This is a genomic window from Klenkia taihuensis, from assembly GCF_900112525.1.
In the GTDB taxonomy this organism is placed as follows: domain Bacteria; phylum Actinomycetota; class Actinomycetes; order Mycobacteriales; family Geodermatophilaceae; genus Klenkia; species Klenkia taihuensis.
The window spans coordinates 578,956-593,783 of sequence record NZ_FOMD01000004.1 but is presented as its reverse complement, the minus strand read 5'-3'; the positions used below and the strand labels follow the sequence as shown (position 1 = coordinate 593,783).

Sequence of the window (14,828 nt, the reverse complement as noted above, 5' to 3'; positions counted from 1 at the left end):
GCGTTCCGTCGTCCTCACGGCCCCCCGGGGACGGCGGTGAGGTCGGTCAGCCGATCAGTCGAGGCCGCCGCGCTGCTTCTTGAGCTGGCCGCGGCGCTTCTTGGCGTCGATCCGGCGTTGCTGGGACCCCCGGGTGGGCTTGGTCCCCCGCCTCGGGGGTGCGGGCGGGGCCAGGGCCTGGCCGATGGCCGTCGCCATCCGGGCGCGCGCGGCCTCGCGGTTGCGCAGCTGCTGGCGGTGCTCCGACGCGGCGATCGTGAGGACGCCGTCCACCAGCCTCGGGCCCAGCCGGTCGGCCAGCCGGGCCTGCTGGTGCTCGCTCAACCCCGGGATGTCCAGGGGGCGCACCGAGAGCTCCACCCGGCTGTCGGCGGTGTTGACGCCCTGCCCGCCGGGGCCCGACGACCGGCTGAACCGCCAGCCGAGCATCGCCGCGGGCACGACGAGCCGAGGCGTGACCGGGAGGTCGCCGGACGGGTCGTCGGTGGGCACGGGCACCATCCTCCCCGTGATGCCCCTCGCCGATGCGCTGGCCGTCGGACCCGTGGTGCTCGACGGCGGTCTGTCGACCGAGCTGGAGTCCCGCGGCCACGACGTCACCAGTGCGCTCTGGTCGGCCCGGCTGCTGCGCGACGACCCGGACGCGGTCCGCGACGCGCACGCCGCGTTCGAGGCCGCCGGCGCCCAGGTGGCCACCACCGCCAGCTACCAGGCCACCGCGCCGGGGTTCGCCGCCGCGGGGTACGCCAACGCCCCCGGCCTGATCGCGCGGTCGGTGCAGCTGGCCCGGGAGGGGGCGCCGTCGTCCTGGGTGGCCGGGTCGGTCGGGCCCTACGGCGCGTACCTGGCCGACGGGTCGGAGTACACCGGCGCGTACCTGTCCGACGTGACGGTGGCGCAGCTGCGGGAGTTCCACCGGCCGCGGCTGCAGGTGCTCGCCGAGGCGGGGGTCGACGTGCTGGCCTGCGAGACGCTGCCCGGCGCCGCCGAGGTGGAGGCGCTGCTGGCCGAGCTGGAACCGCTCGGTGTGCCGGCCTGGATCTCGCTGACCGTCGTCGACGGGCCGGACGGCGTGCGCACCCGCCGCGGCGAGCCGCTGGCCTCCGTCGTCGCGATGTGCGCCGGCTCGGTCCTGGCCGTGGGGGTGAACTGCACCGACCCGGCCGCCGTCGCCCCGGCCGTGGCCGCGGGCGCGACCGTCGTCTACCCCAACAGCGGCGAGGGCTGGGACGCCGCCGGGCGCCGGTGGACGGGGTACACCGGCGCCGGCTGGGACGTGCCCGGCTGGGTCGCCGCCGGCGCCCGGCTCGTCGGCGGCTGCTGCCGGGTGCGGCCGGACGACGTCGCCCGGGTCGCCGCGGCGATCTAGAGGATCGGGTTGCCGCCGGTGACCGCGACCCGCGCACCGGAGACGTAGCTGGCCTCGTCGCTGGCCAGCAGCACGTAGACCGGGGCGAGCTCGGCGGGCTGGGCGGCCCGGCCCATCGGCACCTGCTCGCCGAAGGACGCCACCTTGTCCTCGGGCATGGTCGAGGGGATCAGCGGGGTCCAGACCGGCCCGGGTGCGACGCTGTTGGCCCGGATGCCCTTGTCCGCGTAGAGCTGCGCCAGGCTGGCGGTGAAGTTGGCGATGCCGGCCTTGGTCATCGCGTAGACGGCCAGCGTGGGGCTGGGCATGTCGGAGTTCACCGACGAGCTGTTGATGATCGCGCCGCCCGGGCCCATGTGCTCCACGGCGTCCTTGCAGAGGGTGAACATCGCGCCGAGGTTGAGCGCGACGGTGTGGTCGAACTCCTCGTCGGGGACGTCGGCCAGGGTGTCGCGGCTCATCTGGAACGCGGCGTTGTTGACCAGCACGTCGACCCGGCCGAACTCCTCGACGGCCTTCGGGACGACGGTCTTGGCGTGCGCGCGGTCGGCAAGGTCGCCGCGCACCAGCACGCAGCGGCGCCCGGCCTCCTCCACCAGACGCGCGGTGTCGCGGGCGTCGTCGTCCTCGGACAGGTAGCTGATCAGCACGTCGGCGCCCTCGCGGGCGAAGGCGATCGCGACGGCGCGGCCGATGCCGCTGTCGCCGCCGGTGATGATCGCGGCCTTGCCGGTGAGCTTGCCGGAGCCGCGGTAGCTCTCCTCGCCGTGGTCGGGGCGCGGCTGCATCTGGTCCAGCGTGCCGGGCGGGGTCTGCTGCTGGGCGGGCTGGGCGTCGGGCTCGGGGCGGGGCTCGGTCACGATCAGGCTCCTCGGTCTGGTGTGCGCGGCCTGGCCTCGACCCGCACCCGCCCTACCCCCGGCGTCCGGCGGGCACGCGTGCGGGACCCTGGGGACACCATGGCTGTTCTCTCCCCTCCTGACGGCGCCGACGCCGACACCCTGTTCACCGAGTTCGCCGCCTGGGCGTCGGAGGCGGGCACCGAGCTGTACCCGCACCAGGAGGAGGCGCTGATCGAGCTGGTCAGCGGCGCCAACGTGGTGCTGGCGACCCCCACCGGGTCGGGCAAGTCGCTGGTGGCGACCGGCGCGCAGTACGCCGCGCTCGCCCAGGACCGGGTGAGCTTCTACACCGCGCCGATCAAGGCGCTGGTCAGCGAGAAGTTCTTCGCCCTGTGCGGGGTGTTCGGCGCGGAGAACGTCGGCATGCTCACCGGCGACGCCGCGGTCAACGCCGACGCCCCGATCATCGCCTGCACCGCCGAGGTGCTGGCCAACATCGCGCTGCGCGAGGGCCCCGAGGCCGACATCGGCCTGGTCGTCATGGACGAGTTCCACTTCTACGGCGACCCCGACCGCGGCTGGGCCTGGCAGGTGCCCATCCTCGAGCTGCCGGGCGCCCAGTTCCTGCTGATGTCGGCCACCCTCGGCGACACCACCGCGCTGCGCGAGGACCTCACCCGCCGCACCGGCCGGCCCACCGCGCTGGTTGCCGGCGCCGAGCGGCCGGTGCCGCTGCACTTCAGCTACGCCACCACCCCGGCGCACGAGACGATCCAGGAGCTGCTGGACACCCGGCAGGCGCCGGTCTACGTCGTGCACTTCACCCAGGCCGCCGCGCTGGAGCGCGCGCAGGCGCTGATGAGCGTCAACGTGTGCACCAAGGAGGAGAAGGCGAGGATCGCCGACCTGATCGGCGGGTTCCGCTTCTCCAGCGCCTTCGGGACGACGCTGTCGCGGCTGGTGCGGCACGGGATCGGCGTGCACCACGCCGGGATGCTGCCCAAGTACCGGCGGCTGGTGGAGCAGCTGGCCCAGGCCGGGCTGCTCAAGGTCATCTGCGGCACCGACACCCTGGGCGTGGGCATCAACGTGCCGATCCGCACCGTGGTGTTCTCCGCGCTGTCCAAGTACGACGGCACCCGCATGCGGCTGCTCTCGGCGCGCGAGTTCCACCAGATCGCCGGGCGGGCCGGCCGCGCCGGGTTCGACACCGCGGGGTACGTCGTCGTCCAGGCGCCCGAGCACGAGGTGGAGAACCTCAAGCAGTTCGCCAAGGTGGCCGACGACCCGAAGAAGCGCCGCAAGCTGGTGCGCAAGAAGGTGCCCGAGGGCATGGTGCCGTGGAGCGAGGCGACGGCGCAGCGGCTGGAGACCGCCGAGCCCGAGGCGCTGACCAGCCACTTCCAGGTCACCACCGGGATGCTGCTCAACGTGCTGGCCCGCCCGGGCGACCCGGTGGCGGCACTGGCGCAGCTGCTCACCGACAACCACGAGCCGCGCAAGCGGCAGCTCAAGCACATCCGCGACGCGATCGGCATCGGCCGCACGCTCATCGCCGCCGAGGTCGTCGAGCGGGTCGTCGTGGACGGCCGGCCGACCTACCGGCTGACCGGTGACCTGCCGCCGGGGTTCGCGCTGAACCAGCAGCTGTCGACGTTCGCCCTCGCCGTCATCGACCTGCTGGACCCGGCGTCGGAGACCTTCGTGGTCGACGTCGTGAGCGTCATCGAGTCCACGCTGGACGACCCGCGGCAGATCCTCGGCGCGCAGCTGAACAAGGCCCGGGGCGAGGCCGTGGCCGAGATGAAGGCCGAGGGCATCGAGTACGAGGAGCGGATGGAGCTCCTCGAGGAGGTCACCTACCCCAAGCCGCTGGAGGAGCTGCTGGCGGCGGCGCACGAGACGTTCGTGCGCGGCAACCCGTGGGCCGCCGCGGTGGAGCCCTCGCCGAAGTCCGTCGTCCGGGACATGTGGGAGAACGCCTACACCTTCCGCGAGCTGGTCAACGCCTACGGGCTGACCCGGTCGGAGGGGGCGGTGCTGCGCTACCTGACCGACGCCTACCGGGCGTTGCGGTCCGGCGTCCCGGCCGAGGCCCGCACCGAGGAGGTCACCGACGTCGTCGAGTGGCTGGGCGAGGTGGTGCGGCAGGTGGACTCGTCGCTGCTGGACGAGTGGGAGGAGCTGACGAACCCGGTCGCCGACGTCGCGGTCCCCGCGGTGCCCGCCCGACCGCGGCCGCTGACCGGCAACGTGCGGGCGTTCACCGCGATGGTGCGCAACGCGGTCTGGCAGCGGGTGCAGTTCTGGGCCCGGCGGCGCTGGTACGACCTGGGCGAGCTGGACGCCGGCTCGGGCTGGGACGCCGAGCGCTGGGGCGAGGTCGTGCGGGCCTACTTCGCGCAGCACACCGAGGTGCTCACCGGCGCCGACGCGCGCGGGCCGGGGCTGTTCGTCGTCGACCGCACCTCGCGCCCGGGGGTGTGGGAGGTGCGGCAGATCATCGACGACCCGGACGGCGACCACGACTGGGGCATCGACGTCGAGGTCGACCTGGAGGCCTCCGACGACCAGGGCGCACCCGTGCTGCGGGTGGTCGATGCCGGACGCAAGGACTCGTGACCGTCTGGGAGATGGTCGCCGTCGTCGCGGCCGGCCTGGCGGCGGGCGGCATCAACGCCGTCGTCGGGTCGGGAACGCTGGTGACCTTCCCGGTGCTGCTGGCCGTCGGGCTGCCGCCGGTGACCGCGACGGTGTCGAACTCGATGGGCCTGGTGCCGGGCAACCTGACCGGCGCGCTGGGCTACCGGCGTGAGCTGACCGGCCAGCGCCGGCTGCTGCTCTCGCTGTTCCCCGCGTCGGTGCTGGGGGCGCTGACCGGGGCGTTCCTGCTGCTGCACCTGCCGGCCGCGGCGTTCGAGACCGTCGTCCCGGTGCTGGTGGCGCTCGCCGTCGTCCTGGTCGCGGTGCAGCCCCTGCTGCAGCGGTGGCTCCGGCACCGGTCCTCGCCCACCGACCGCGTGGGCCCGGGCCGGACCGCGGCGTTGTTCGGGTGCGCCTACGCCACCGGCACGTACGGCGGCTACTTCGCGGCCAGCCAGGGCGTGCTGCAGATCGGGCTGTTCGGGCTGCTGCTCCCCCACTCCCTGCAGCAGCTCAACGCGCTGAAGAACGTGCTCACCCTGGGCGTGAACGCCGTCGCCGCGATCACCTACGCGGTCGTCGCCACCGACCGCGTCGACTGGGTCGCCGCGGGCCTGGTGGCGGCCGGGTCGCTCGTGGGGGGCTTCCTTGGCGGGCGGTACGGACGCCGGCTGCCGTCCTGGCTGCTCCGGTCCCTGATCGTCGCGGTCGGGGTCGTGGCGATCGTGGTGCTGGTGACCCGGTGAGCGTGCTGACCTGGCTGCTGCTGCTGCTCGCCGGCGTCGGTGGCGGGCTGGCGGGCTCGATCGCCGGGTTGGCGTCCCTGGTCAGCTACCCGGCGCTGCTGGCCGCCGGGCTGCCGCCGGTGGTGGCGAACGTGACCAACACCGTGGCGCTGGTGTTCAACGGGGTCGGGTCGGTGAGCGCCTCGCGCCCGGAGCTGGTGGGGCAGGGACGGCGGCTGGCGCGCCTCTCGGTGGCCGCGCTGCTGGGCGGCGTCACCGGCACCGTGCTGCTGCTGATCACCCCGGCCGGCGGGTTCGAGCGCATCGTGCCCTTCCTCATCGCCGGGGCCTCGGTGGCGATCCTCGTGCAGCGGCCGCCGCGGGAGCTGGCCGTCGAGGGCGCCCGGCACCCGGGCGGGTCGGGCCGGTGGCTGGCGGTCGGGGTGTACGCGATCGCGATCTACGGCGGCTACTTCGGGGCGGCGGCCGGTGTCCTCATGCTGGCGATGTTCCTGCTGGCGACCGGGACGACGGTGGCCCGGGGCAACGCGGCGAAGAACGTGCTGCTGTTCGTGGCCAACCTGGTGGCCGCGATCGGCTTCGCGCTGTTCGCCGACGTGGCCTGGGCGGCGATGCTGCCGCTGGCCCTCGGCTTCTTCGTCGGTGGCCGGCTGGGCCCGCGGGTGGTGCGCCGGGTCGACGGCACCTGGCTGCGCCGGGTCATCGCCGTCCTGGGCCTCGGGCTGGCCATCAAGCTGGGCTTCGACGCCTTCGGTTGACCGTGCTCTCAGCGGCTCGCGGCTCGCGGCTCGCGGCTCGCGGCTCGCGGCTCGCGGCTCGCGGCTCGCGGCTCGCGGCTCGCGGCTCGCGGCTCGCGGCTCGCGGCTCGCGGGATCCTGGCATACCCCTCTGACAGGTCTGCCGATAGCTGTGGACGGGGCTCCGACCTGCAGTTTCGCCTTGTCCTAGCCGTTTCCGTGCCGTAGGCTTCGAACACCTGATCGAACGAGACGGAGGTGGCGGCGGTGCAGCAGGACATGGTGGTCGGCAGCCGGCTCGGGGTCTCGCTGGGCATCGCCCAGGTCGAGGTCTTCGCCTCCGCCGCCGCTCGCGCAGCCGTCCTCGAGGCCGAGCGCATCGCCCAGGTCGCGGTCGACGACGACACAGCCACCCTGACCTACCGCCCGACCCGGTTGGCCGACCTGCTCGTCACGTCCGCCACCGGGCGGGCCGAGGTGCACGCCGTGCTCCGCGACGTCGCCGAGGCGCAGGCGCAGCTGCACGCACTGCAGGCCGCCGCCCTCTCCCGACTGGCGGAGCTGCAGCCCCGGCAGTCCACGCTCCCCGGCTCCCGCGCCGACGACCCCGACGACCCCGACCGACCGGACGACTGGGTGCCCGACGAGGTCGCGGTCGTGCTCGGGATCGGCACCGGGACGGCGTCCGTCCTGGTCGACAGGCAGCGCGCCCTGGTGGAGCAGTTGCCCAGGGTGTGGGAAGCGCTGGCCGACGGTCGCGTCGACGTCCGCCGCGCGCAGGTGCTCGTCGACGCCCTCGCCCACCGCAAGAGGTCAGCGGGCGGGAGCCTGGACGACGACGTGGTCGACGCCGTGGCCGCCCGGGGCCTGCGCTGGATCGGCGAGGGCATCGGCCCCACCCCGCTCGCCGACCGCATCGGCGGTGCACTCGTCGCCGCGGACCCGGCCGAGGCCCAGCGGCGGGCGGAGCGCAGGAAGCGGAAGCAGAACGTCTCCGTCACCGGCTGCGGCGACGGCCTCGCCGGCCTGCGGGCCGACCTGCTGGACGCCGCGGACGCAGCGGCCATGCAAGCGGTGCTCGACGCCATGGCTGCGACGATGCACAAGGCCGGCGACCGGCGGCCCATCGGCCAGCTCCGGGTCGATGCGCTCAAGCAGCTGCTCACCCGGCCGTGGGACAGCGTGCCCGACGAGGTCGCCCGCGCCTGCTGGCACCTGCGGCTGCAGGTGGACCTCGCCGACCTGGACGACCTCGGCCCCGTGCCGGACGACCTCGGCAGTTCGTCCGACTCCTCGCCTGCACCTGCACCCACTGGGTCCAGGGTCGGGTCGGTGGGTCGGCTGCCGGTCACGCCGGTGGCGGTCGCGGAGGTCCTGGCCCGGTTCGGGGCGCTGACGTCCGCCGGACCGATCGCGCGGGTCGACGGCGGCGAGGTCTGGTTCGAGGTCGTCGACGGCACGGGGCGGCTCCGGGCCGTGGCCTCGGCGGCGGAGCTGAGGGCGGCCGTCCGGCGGGGTGGCGGGCTCGGACCGCCGCCACCGGTCGACCGGTACGCCCCGAGCGCCGCGCAGACCAGGTTCGTCAAGGCCCGTGACCGGCACTGCCGCTTCCCCGGCTGCGCCCGGCCGGCGGAGTATGCGGACCTGGACCACGTGGTCCCCCGCGACCACGACGACCCGGCCGCGGGCGGCCCGACGTGCGTGTCGAACCTGGTGTGCCTGTGCCGACGGCACCACCGGCTGAAGACGCACGCCCGGGGCTGGGTGTTCGCGATGGACGCCGACGGCACGCTGCACGTCACCCCGCCCGGCGGTCCCACCCGCACCACCCGGCCCGCCGGGATGGCCGAGGTCGACATGTCGATACCCACGTGCCCCGACGTGCTCACCGGTCTCTTCGGCCGCACCCCCGCCCGCTTCCGCTCGCCCACCCCGGACGATCGCGCCGCCCGCCGTCAGGCCGCGGTCGACCGGGCACGCCTGGCCGCCGAGATCGAGGCCGAGCTCGACGCTGCCCTCGCCCGCGCGGCGGCCGGGACACCGGAGAACACCCCCACCGCGGACGAGGCCGACCCGCCGCCCTTCTGACGCCCGGCCGGGGTCAGGCGAGGGCGGCGAGGGCTCCGGCGGTGGTGGTGACGCGGGCGATGAGCGGGAAGATCCGGGCGACGGCGAACTCGTGCATGACGGCGTCCGTGCTGCTCGTCGCGTCCTCGACCACGACGACGGCGAACCCGTGCTCCCGGGCGTCCCGCGCGGTGGACTCCACGCCCATGTTGGTCGCCAGGCCGACCAGCACCACCGTGTCCACCGAGCGGTCCCGCAGCTCCGAGGACAGGTCCGTGCCGTGGAACGCGCTCCACCCGTGCTTGACCACCACGAGGTCACCCAGCGGCGCCAGCTCGTCCACCACGTCGCCCACCGGCGGGGTCGCCGCCGTCCGCTGCACGTCCGCGTCCGCCGGCGGGGCCTCCCCCGGCTCGGCCTTCACCAGCACCACCGGCGCCCCGGCCGCCCGGAACGCCTCGGCCAGCTGCAGCGCGTTCTCCAGCACCGTGTCCGCCGGGTGCGGACCCACGTCGCGGCTCACCACCCCCCGCTGCAGGTCCACGACGACCAGCGCGGTACGGGCGGGGTCCAGGGAGGAGACGGCCACCTCAGCAGCCTGCCACGACCCTCAGCCCGACCCCTTCGGCCGGGCGCGCAGGTGCAGCCGCTCCCCCTGCTTGCTGAACAGCGCCAGCAGCTCCACCGGCCGGTCGTCGGCGCTGCCGAACCAGTGCGGCGTCCGGGTGTCGAACTCCGCCGCCTCCCCCCGGCCCAGCACCAGGTCGTGCTCCGCGAGCACCAGCCGCAGCCGCCCCGACAGCACGTACAGCCAGTCGTAGCCCTCGTGCGTCTTCTGGTCCGGCTCCCCCCGGCCCGTCCCCGGTCGCACGACCAGCTTGTAGGCCTGCAGACCCCCCGGCTGCGACGACAGCGGCCACATCGTCATGCCGTGCATCTCGACCGGGTCCGCCCGCACCCGCGGGTCCCCCACCCGCGGCGCCCCGACCAGCTCGTCCAGCGCCACCCCGTGCGCCCGCGCGATCGGCAGCAGCAGCTCCAGCGTCGGCTTGCGCCCACCGGACTCCAACCGCGAGAGCGTGCTCACCGAGATCCCCGTCGCCGCCGACAGCCCCGTCAGCGTCTGGTCCCGCCGCTGCCGCAGCGCCCGCAGCCGCGGCCCGACGCCGGCGAGGACCGAGTCGTCGTCCGGCGCGGTCACAGCAACCGCCGCGTCCCCGGCGCCACCACCCGCAGCCACCGGTAGCCGTAGCCCTCCAGCGGCACGTCCGCCCGCCCCCGCTCGTCCAGCGCCGTCGTCCCCTCCACCAGCAGGTCGGCCAGCAGGTGCTCGGCCCCGCAGCCGTCCAGCTCCACCGGCACCACCGCGGGCTCCGGGCCGAGGTTGTGCAGCGCGACCAGAGCACCGTCGTCCCAGGAGCACAGGTGCGCGAGGACCGCGGCGTGCGGCTGCTCCAGCACCTCGAACTCGCCCCAGCCGAGCTCCGGGCACTCCTTGCGGCGCGAGACCAGCCGGCGGAAGAACGACAGCAGGGAGTCGGGGTCCTTGCGCTGGTCGGCCACGTTGACGAACTCCGGCCCGTAGCCGCCGGTCACCACCGGGCCGGGCAGCTTCGACGCCTTCGCCCGCGAGAACCCGCCGTTGGTGCCCGACGTCCACTGCATCGGGGTGCGGACGGCGAGGCGGCTGCCCACGTCGAGCTGCTCCCCCATGCCGATCTCCTCGCCGTAGAAGATCGTCGGCGTCCCCGGCAGGGAGAACAGCAGGCTGTAGACCATCCGCACCCGCCGCGGGTCCCCGCCGAGCATCGGCGGCAGCCGGCGGATCAGCCCGCGGTCGTAGATCTGCATCGCCGGGTCGGGCCCGAACGCGGCGAAGACCTCCTGCCGCTCGTCCTCGGTCAGCTTGTCCAGGGTCAGCTCGTCGTGGTTGCGCACGAACGTCGCCCACTGCGAGTGCGGCGACGTCGCGGGCCGCCCGGTGAGCGCACGGGTCAGCGGGCCGGCGTCGCAGCGGGCCAGCGACAGGTAGGTGGCCTGCATCGAGATGAAGTCGAACTGCATCGTCAGCTCGTCGCCGTCGGCGCCGCCGAAGAACTTCAGCTGCTGCTCGAAGGGCAGGTTCACCTCGCCGAGCAGGATCCCCCCGCTGGTCCGGCGGTCCAGGAAGCTGCGCACGTCGCGCATCCAGGCGTGCGGGTCGGGCAGCCGGTCGGCCTCGGCGCCGTTGGTGTCCAGCAGGAACGGGACGGCGTCCATCCGGAAGCCGTCCAGCCCCAGCTGCGTCCAGAACCCCACGATCTTGGCGATCTCGTCGCGGACCAGCGGGTTCGTCACGTCCAGGTCGGGCTGGGTCTTGTAGAACTGGTGCAGGTAGTACTCGCCGGTGCGCTCGTCGAGCTCCCAGATCGAGTCCTCCTGGTCGGGGAAGACCACCTGGTCACTGGTGTCCGGCGGTGCGTCGGCCCGCCACACGTACCAGTCGCGCTTGGGGCTGTCCTTCGACCGGCGGGACTCCTTGAACCAGGGGTGCTGGTCGGAGGTGTGGTTGACCACCAGGTCGGCGATCACCCGCAGGCCACGGTCGTGCGCGGTCCGGACCAGCTCGACCAGGTCGCCGTGGGTGCCGAGCTTGGGGTCCACGCCGTAGAAGTCGGTGATGTCGTAGCCGTCGTCCCGCTCGGCGGTCGGGTAGAAGGGCATCAGCCACAGGCAGGTGACGCCCAGGTCGACCAGGTGGTCCAGGCGCTGCACCAGGCCGGGGAAGTCGCCGCTGCCGTCGTCGTCCCAGTCCATGAACGTCTCGACGTCCAGGCAGTACAGGACGGCGTTCTTCCACCACAGGTCGGCGGTGTCGCTGACCCTCACGCCAGCACCGCCGGCTGCGGCTCCTGCTGGGGACGGCGCACGCCCTCCGGCCCCGGTGGGTCGATCGCCACCGCGGGCCCGGGCCGGGTGACGTCGAGCTGCGGCAGGACGTCGGACCCGAACGCGTCGAGGAACCGCTCCTGGCTCTGCCCGACGTGGTGCAGCACCACCTGGTCGAAGCCCAGCTCGGCGTACTCGGCGATCCAGGCCGCGTGCTGCCCGAGGTCCGCCGACACCCGCACCGCCTCGCGCACCTGGTCGCGGGTCACCAGCTCGCCGACCTGGTCGAAGCTCTTCGCGCCCTCCAGCTCCCAGCACGTCGGGGGCGGCAGCAGGTTCGAGCGCCACTGGTCGTAGGCGATCTCGAGGGCCTCGTCGTCGTCCGGCGCCCAGGACAGGTGCACCTGCACGGTGGCCGGGCCGTGCCCGCCGGCGTCGCGGTAGGCGCCGAGCACCTCGCGCAGCCGGTCGTGCGGCTGGTTGATGGTGATCAGGCCGTCGGCCCAGTCCGCACCCCGGCGGGCCGTCGCGGCGGTGACCGCGGGGCACACCAGCGCGGGCTGCTGCTCGGGCAGCGACCAGACGCGGGCGCGGTCGACGGTCACCAGGCCGTCGTGGGTGACCTCCTCGCCGGCCAGCAGCGCGCGGATGACGTCGACGCACTCGCGCAGCCGGGCGTCGCGCAGCTCCTTGCGGGGCCACTGCTGCCCGGTGACGTGCTCGTTCATCAGCTCGCCCGACCCCAGCGCCACCCAGAACCGGCCCGGGTTCATCTGCGCCAGCGTCGCGACGGCCTGCGCGATGACCACCGGGTGGTACCGCTGGCCGGGCGCGTTCACCGCCCCGAACGGGAGGGACGTCGTGGCCAGGGCGGCGCCGAGCCAGGACCAGGCGAACCCGGACTGGCCCTGGCGCACCGACCAGGGCTCGAGGTGGTCCGAGCACATGGCGGCGGTGAACCCGACCCGCTCGGCGTGCTGGACGGCGGTGAGCAGCTCCGACGGGGGGATCTGCTCGTGGCTGGCGTGGAAGCCGATCACGGTCACCGGGCCGTGTCTAGCGGCTACCCCGCGGTAGGGCGACCCGGGTTGCGGGGAGCAACCGATCCGTCGCCGCACGGCGGGACCGACACTGGTCCCCGTGCTGCCCGCGGACGTCGACCTGCCGGTGCGCGCCGTCCTGCCCGAGCTGACGGCGGCCCTGGACGCGCACGGCAGCGCCGTCCTGGTCGCCCCGCCGGGCACCGGCAAGACCACCCTGGTCCCGCTGGCGCTGGCCGCGCACGGCACGGTGCTGGTCGCCGAGCCGCGGCGGGTGGCCGCCCGCGCCGCGGCCCGGCGGATGGCCGACCTGCTCGGCGAACCGGTCGGGCAGCGGGTCGGGTTCAGCGTCCGCGGGGAGTCGCGGCGGTCGGGCGCCACCCGGGTCGAGGTGGTCACCACCGGGCTGCTGGTGCGCCGGCTGCAGGCCGACCCGGAGCTGCCCGGGGTGGACGTCGTCGTGCTGGACGAGGTGCACGAGCGGCACACCGACACCGACCTGGCGCTGGCCTTCGCCCTCGACGTCCGGGCGGCGCTGCGCCCGGAGCTGCGGCTGCTGGCGATGTCGGCGACCGCCCAGGCCGAGCGGCTGGCCGGGCTCCTCGGCGGGGCGCCGGTGGTCGAGGCGACCGGCGCGCTGCACGACGTCGAGGTGGTGTGGCACGGCGTCCCCGCCGCGCCCGGCGTGGACCCCCGGCTGCTGGACGCCGCCGCCGACGCGGTGCGGCAGGCGCTGGCCGAGGGCCCGCACGACGTGCTGGTGTTCCTGCCCGGCGTCGCGGAGATCGCCGCGGTGCAGCGCCGGCTGGCCGGGGTGGACGCCGCCGTCCTGCCGCTGCACGGCCGGCTGCCGTCGGCCGAGCAGGACGCGGCGCTGCGCCCCCGCGACGGCCGGCGGGTGGTGCTGGCCACCGACGTCGCCGAGTCCAGCCTGACCGTGCCCGGCGTGCGGGTGGTGGTCGACGCGGGCCTCGCCCGCACGCCCCGGGTCGACCTGTCCCGCGGCCTGGGCACCCTGGTCACCGTCCCCGCCTCGCAGGCCGCCGCCACCCAGCGCGCGGGCCGCGCCGGGCGCGAGGGGCCGGGCCGGGTGCACCGGCTGTGGTCGGCCGCCGAGCACGCCCGCCGGCCCGCCGCACCCGAACCCGCGATGGCCACCGCCGACCTCACCCCGGTCGCCCTGGAGCTCGCCGTCTGGGGCGCCCCCGGCGGCGCCGGGCTGGCGCTGCTCGACCCGCCGCCGGCCGCGGCGCTCGAGGTGGCCGGCCAGGTGCTGCGCGAGCTCGGCGCCGTGGACGAGGACGGGCGGGTCACCGACCGCGGCCGCCGGCTGGCCGGCGTGGGCGCGCACCCCCGGCTGGCCCGCGCCCTGCTCGACGGCGCCCCGCTGGTCGGCTCCCGACGCGCCGCCGAGGTGGTCGCGCTGCTCTCGGCCGACGCCGCCCCGCGCACCGACGACCTGGCCGCCGCGCTCCGGGGCGGAGGGCCCTGGCGCGACGACGCAGCGAGGCTGGAGCGGGCCGTCCCGCGGGTCCCGCGCACCGCGCTCACCGACGACACCGCGGTCGGGCTGGTCGCCGCGCTGGCCCACCCCGGCTGGCTGGCCCGCCGCCGGCCGGGCACCGAGCGCACCTACCTGCTGGCCGCCGGCACCGGCGCCGAGCTGCCGCCCGGCTCGGCGCTGGCCGGCGCGGAGTGGCTGGCCGTCGCGGCCGCCGACCGGGCCCCGGGACGGCGCGACGCCCGCATCCGGCTGGCCGCCGCGGTCGACCGGGGCACCGCGCTGGAGGTCGGCGCGCACACCGACGGCCCGGAGGTGGTGTGGCGCGACGGCGACGTCCGCGCCGCCCGCGTCGAGCGGCTGGGCGCGGTCGTGCTCGCCGAGCGGCCGCTGCCCGACCCCGACCCCGCCCTGGTCGCGGCGGCCGTCGCCGCGGGCCTGCGCACCGAGGGCCTGGCGCTGCTGCGCTGGACACCGGCGGCGACCTCGCTGCGGCAGCGGCTGGCCGCGGCGGCCGCCGGGCTCGGCGACCCCTGGCCCGCGGTGGACGACGACGCGCTGGCCGCCGCGCTGGCCGGTACCCCGCAGCTCCAGGCCGCCCGCAGCCGGGCCGACCTGCGCCGGCTCGACCTGGTCGCGGCGCTGCGCGCGCTGGTGCCCTGGCAGGTCGCCGGCACGCTGGACGACGTCGTCCCGGAGAAGGTGGTCGTGCCCGGTGGCACCGCGCACCGGGTGGACTACCTCGACCCCGACGTGCCGACCGCCTCGATGCGGGTGCAGGAGGCCTTCGGCTGGCGGGAGACCCCGGTGGTCGCCGGCCGGCCGCTGCGGCTGGAGCTGCTCTCGCCGGCCCGGCGGGTGGTGGCCACCACCGGGGACCTGGCCGGGTTCTGGACCACCGGCTACCCCGCCGTCCGCAGCGAGCTGCGCGGGCGGTACCCCCGCCACCCCTGGCCCGAGGACCCGGCGGCCGCGGTGCCGACCCGCCGGGCGAAACCCCGGAGCTGAGTCACAG

12 protein-coding genes are annotated in these 14,828 nt (G+C 75.5%); 6 read left to right on the top strand and 6 right to left on the bottom strand.

Features of this window, described 5'->3' with window-relative positions; genetic code table 11:
* Positions 1–54 precede the first annotated feature (54 nt).
* Complete coding sequence (gene arfB, locus BM158_RS18800; protein ID WP_091563034.1) at positions 55–501, bottom strand: alternative ribosome rescue aminoacyl-tRNA hydrolase ArfB; 447 nt, start codon at positions 499–501, stop codon at positions 55–57.
* 10 nt (positions 502–511) lie between these two features.
* Here arfB and mmuM point away from each other — a divergent pair, with 10 nt between their 5' ends.
* Positions 512–1,369, top strand: coding sequence for a homocysteine S-methyltransferase (mmuM, locus tag BM158_RS18795; protein ID WP_091563400.1), 858 nt, complete (start codon positions 512–514; stop codon positions 1,367–1,369).
* On the opposite strand, the gene BM158_RS18790 is transcribed toward mmuM, so the two are convergent.
* Positions 1,366–2,229, bottom strand: a complete 864-nt coding sequence (locus BM158_RS18790) for an SDR family oxidoreductase (protein ID WP_091563028.1) — start codon at positions 2,227–2,229, stop codon at positions 1,366–1,368. The two genes, mmuM and BM158_RS18790, sit on opposite strands and share 4 nt — an antisense overlap.
* Positions 2,230–2,328: 99 nt before the next feature.
* Here BM158_RS18790 and BM158_RS18785 point away from each other — a divergent pair, with 99 nt between their 5' ends.
* The 4 genes from BM158_RS18785 (at position 2,329) to BM158_RS18770 (ending at position 8,425) form a co-directional block, all read left to right on the top strand.
* Complete coding sequence (locus BM158_RS18785) at positions 2,329–4,833, top strand: DEAD/DEAH box helicase (RefSeq protein WP_091563025.1); 2,505 nt, start codon at positions 2,329–2,331, stop codon at positions 4,831–4,833.
* Positions 4,830–5,600 (top strand): sulfite exporter TauE/SafE family protein, encoded by a 771-nt coding sequence (locus BM158_RS18780; protein ID WP_091563022.1) that lies wholly within the window; start codon positions 4,830–4,832, stop codon positions 5,598–5,600. The genes BM158_RS18785 and BM158_RS18780 overlap by 4 nt, the downstream gene beginning before the upstream one ends.
* Positions 5,597–6,358 carry a sulfite exporter TauE/SafE family protein gene (locus tag BM158_RS18775; RefSeq protein WP_091563019.1) on the top strand — a complete coding sequence of 254 codons (762 nt, stop codon included), beginning with the start codon at positions 5,597–5,599 and terminating at the stop codon, positions 6,356–6,358. Before BM158_RS18780 ends, BM158_RS18775 begins: the two co-directional genes overlap by 4 nt.
* 246 nt (positions 6,359–6,604) lie before the next feature.
* The gene (locus BM158_RS18770) at positions 6,605–8,425 is read left to right on the top strand and encodes an HNH endonuclease signature motif containing protein (RefSeq protein ID WP_131802075.1); all 1,821 of its coding nucleotides are present in this window, start codon (positions 6,605–6,607) and stop codon (positions 8,423–8,425) included.
* A gap of 13 nt (positions 8,426–8,438) precedes the next feature.
* On the opposite strand, the gene BM158_RS18765 is transcribed toward BM158_RS18770, so the two are convergent.
* Genes BM158_RS18765 through BM158_RS18750 form a run of 4 tightly spaced genes read right to left on the bottom strand, consistent with a single transcriptional unit; the run spans position 8,439 to position 12,318 of the window.
* Positions 8,439–8,993, bottom strand: a complete 555-nt coding sequence (locus BM158_RS18765; RefSeq protein ID WP_091563013.1) for an isochorismatase family protein — start codon at positions 8,991–8,993, stop codon at positions 8,439–8,441.
* Positions 8,994–9,014: 21 nt separating this feature from the next.
* The gene (locus BM158_RS18760; protein ID WP_091563010.1) at positions 9,015–9,605 is read right to left on the bottom strand and encodes a helix-turn-helix domain-containing protein; all 591 of its coding nucleotides are present in this window, start codon (positions 9,603–9,605) and stop codon (positions 9,015–9,017) included.
* The gene (locus BM158_RS18755; protein WP_091563006.1) at positions 9,602–11,272 is read right to left on the bottom strand and encodes an alpha-amylase family protein; all 1,671 of its coding nucleotides are present in this window, start codon (positions 11,270–11,272) and stop codon (positions 9,602–9,604) included. The genes BM158_RS18760 and BM158_RS18755 overlap by 4 nt, the downstream gene beginning before the upstream one ends.
* Positions 11,269–12,318 (bottom strand): TIGR03885 family FMN-dependent LLM class oxidoreductase, encoded by a 1,050-nt coding sequence (locus BM158_RS18750; protein WP_091563003.1) that lies wholly within the window; start codon positions 12,316–12,318, stop codon positions 11,269–11,271. Before BM158_RS18750 ends, BM158_RS18755 begins: the two co-directional genes overlap by 4 nt.
* A gap of 94 nt (positions 12,319–12,412) precedes the next feature.
* Between BM158_RS18750 and hrpB the strand changes: the two genes are divergently transcribed.
* Positions 12,413–14,821 (top strand): ATP-dependent helicase HrpB, encoded by a 2,409-nt coding sequence (hrpB, locus tag BM158_RS18745; RefSeq protein ID WP_229827757.1) that lies wholly within the window; start codon positions 12,413–12,415, stop codon positions 14,819–14,821.
* Positions 14,822–14,828 lie beyond the last annotated feature (7 nt).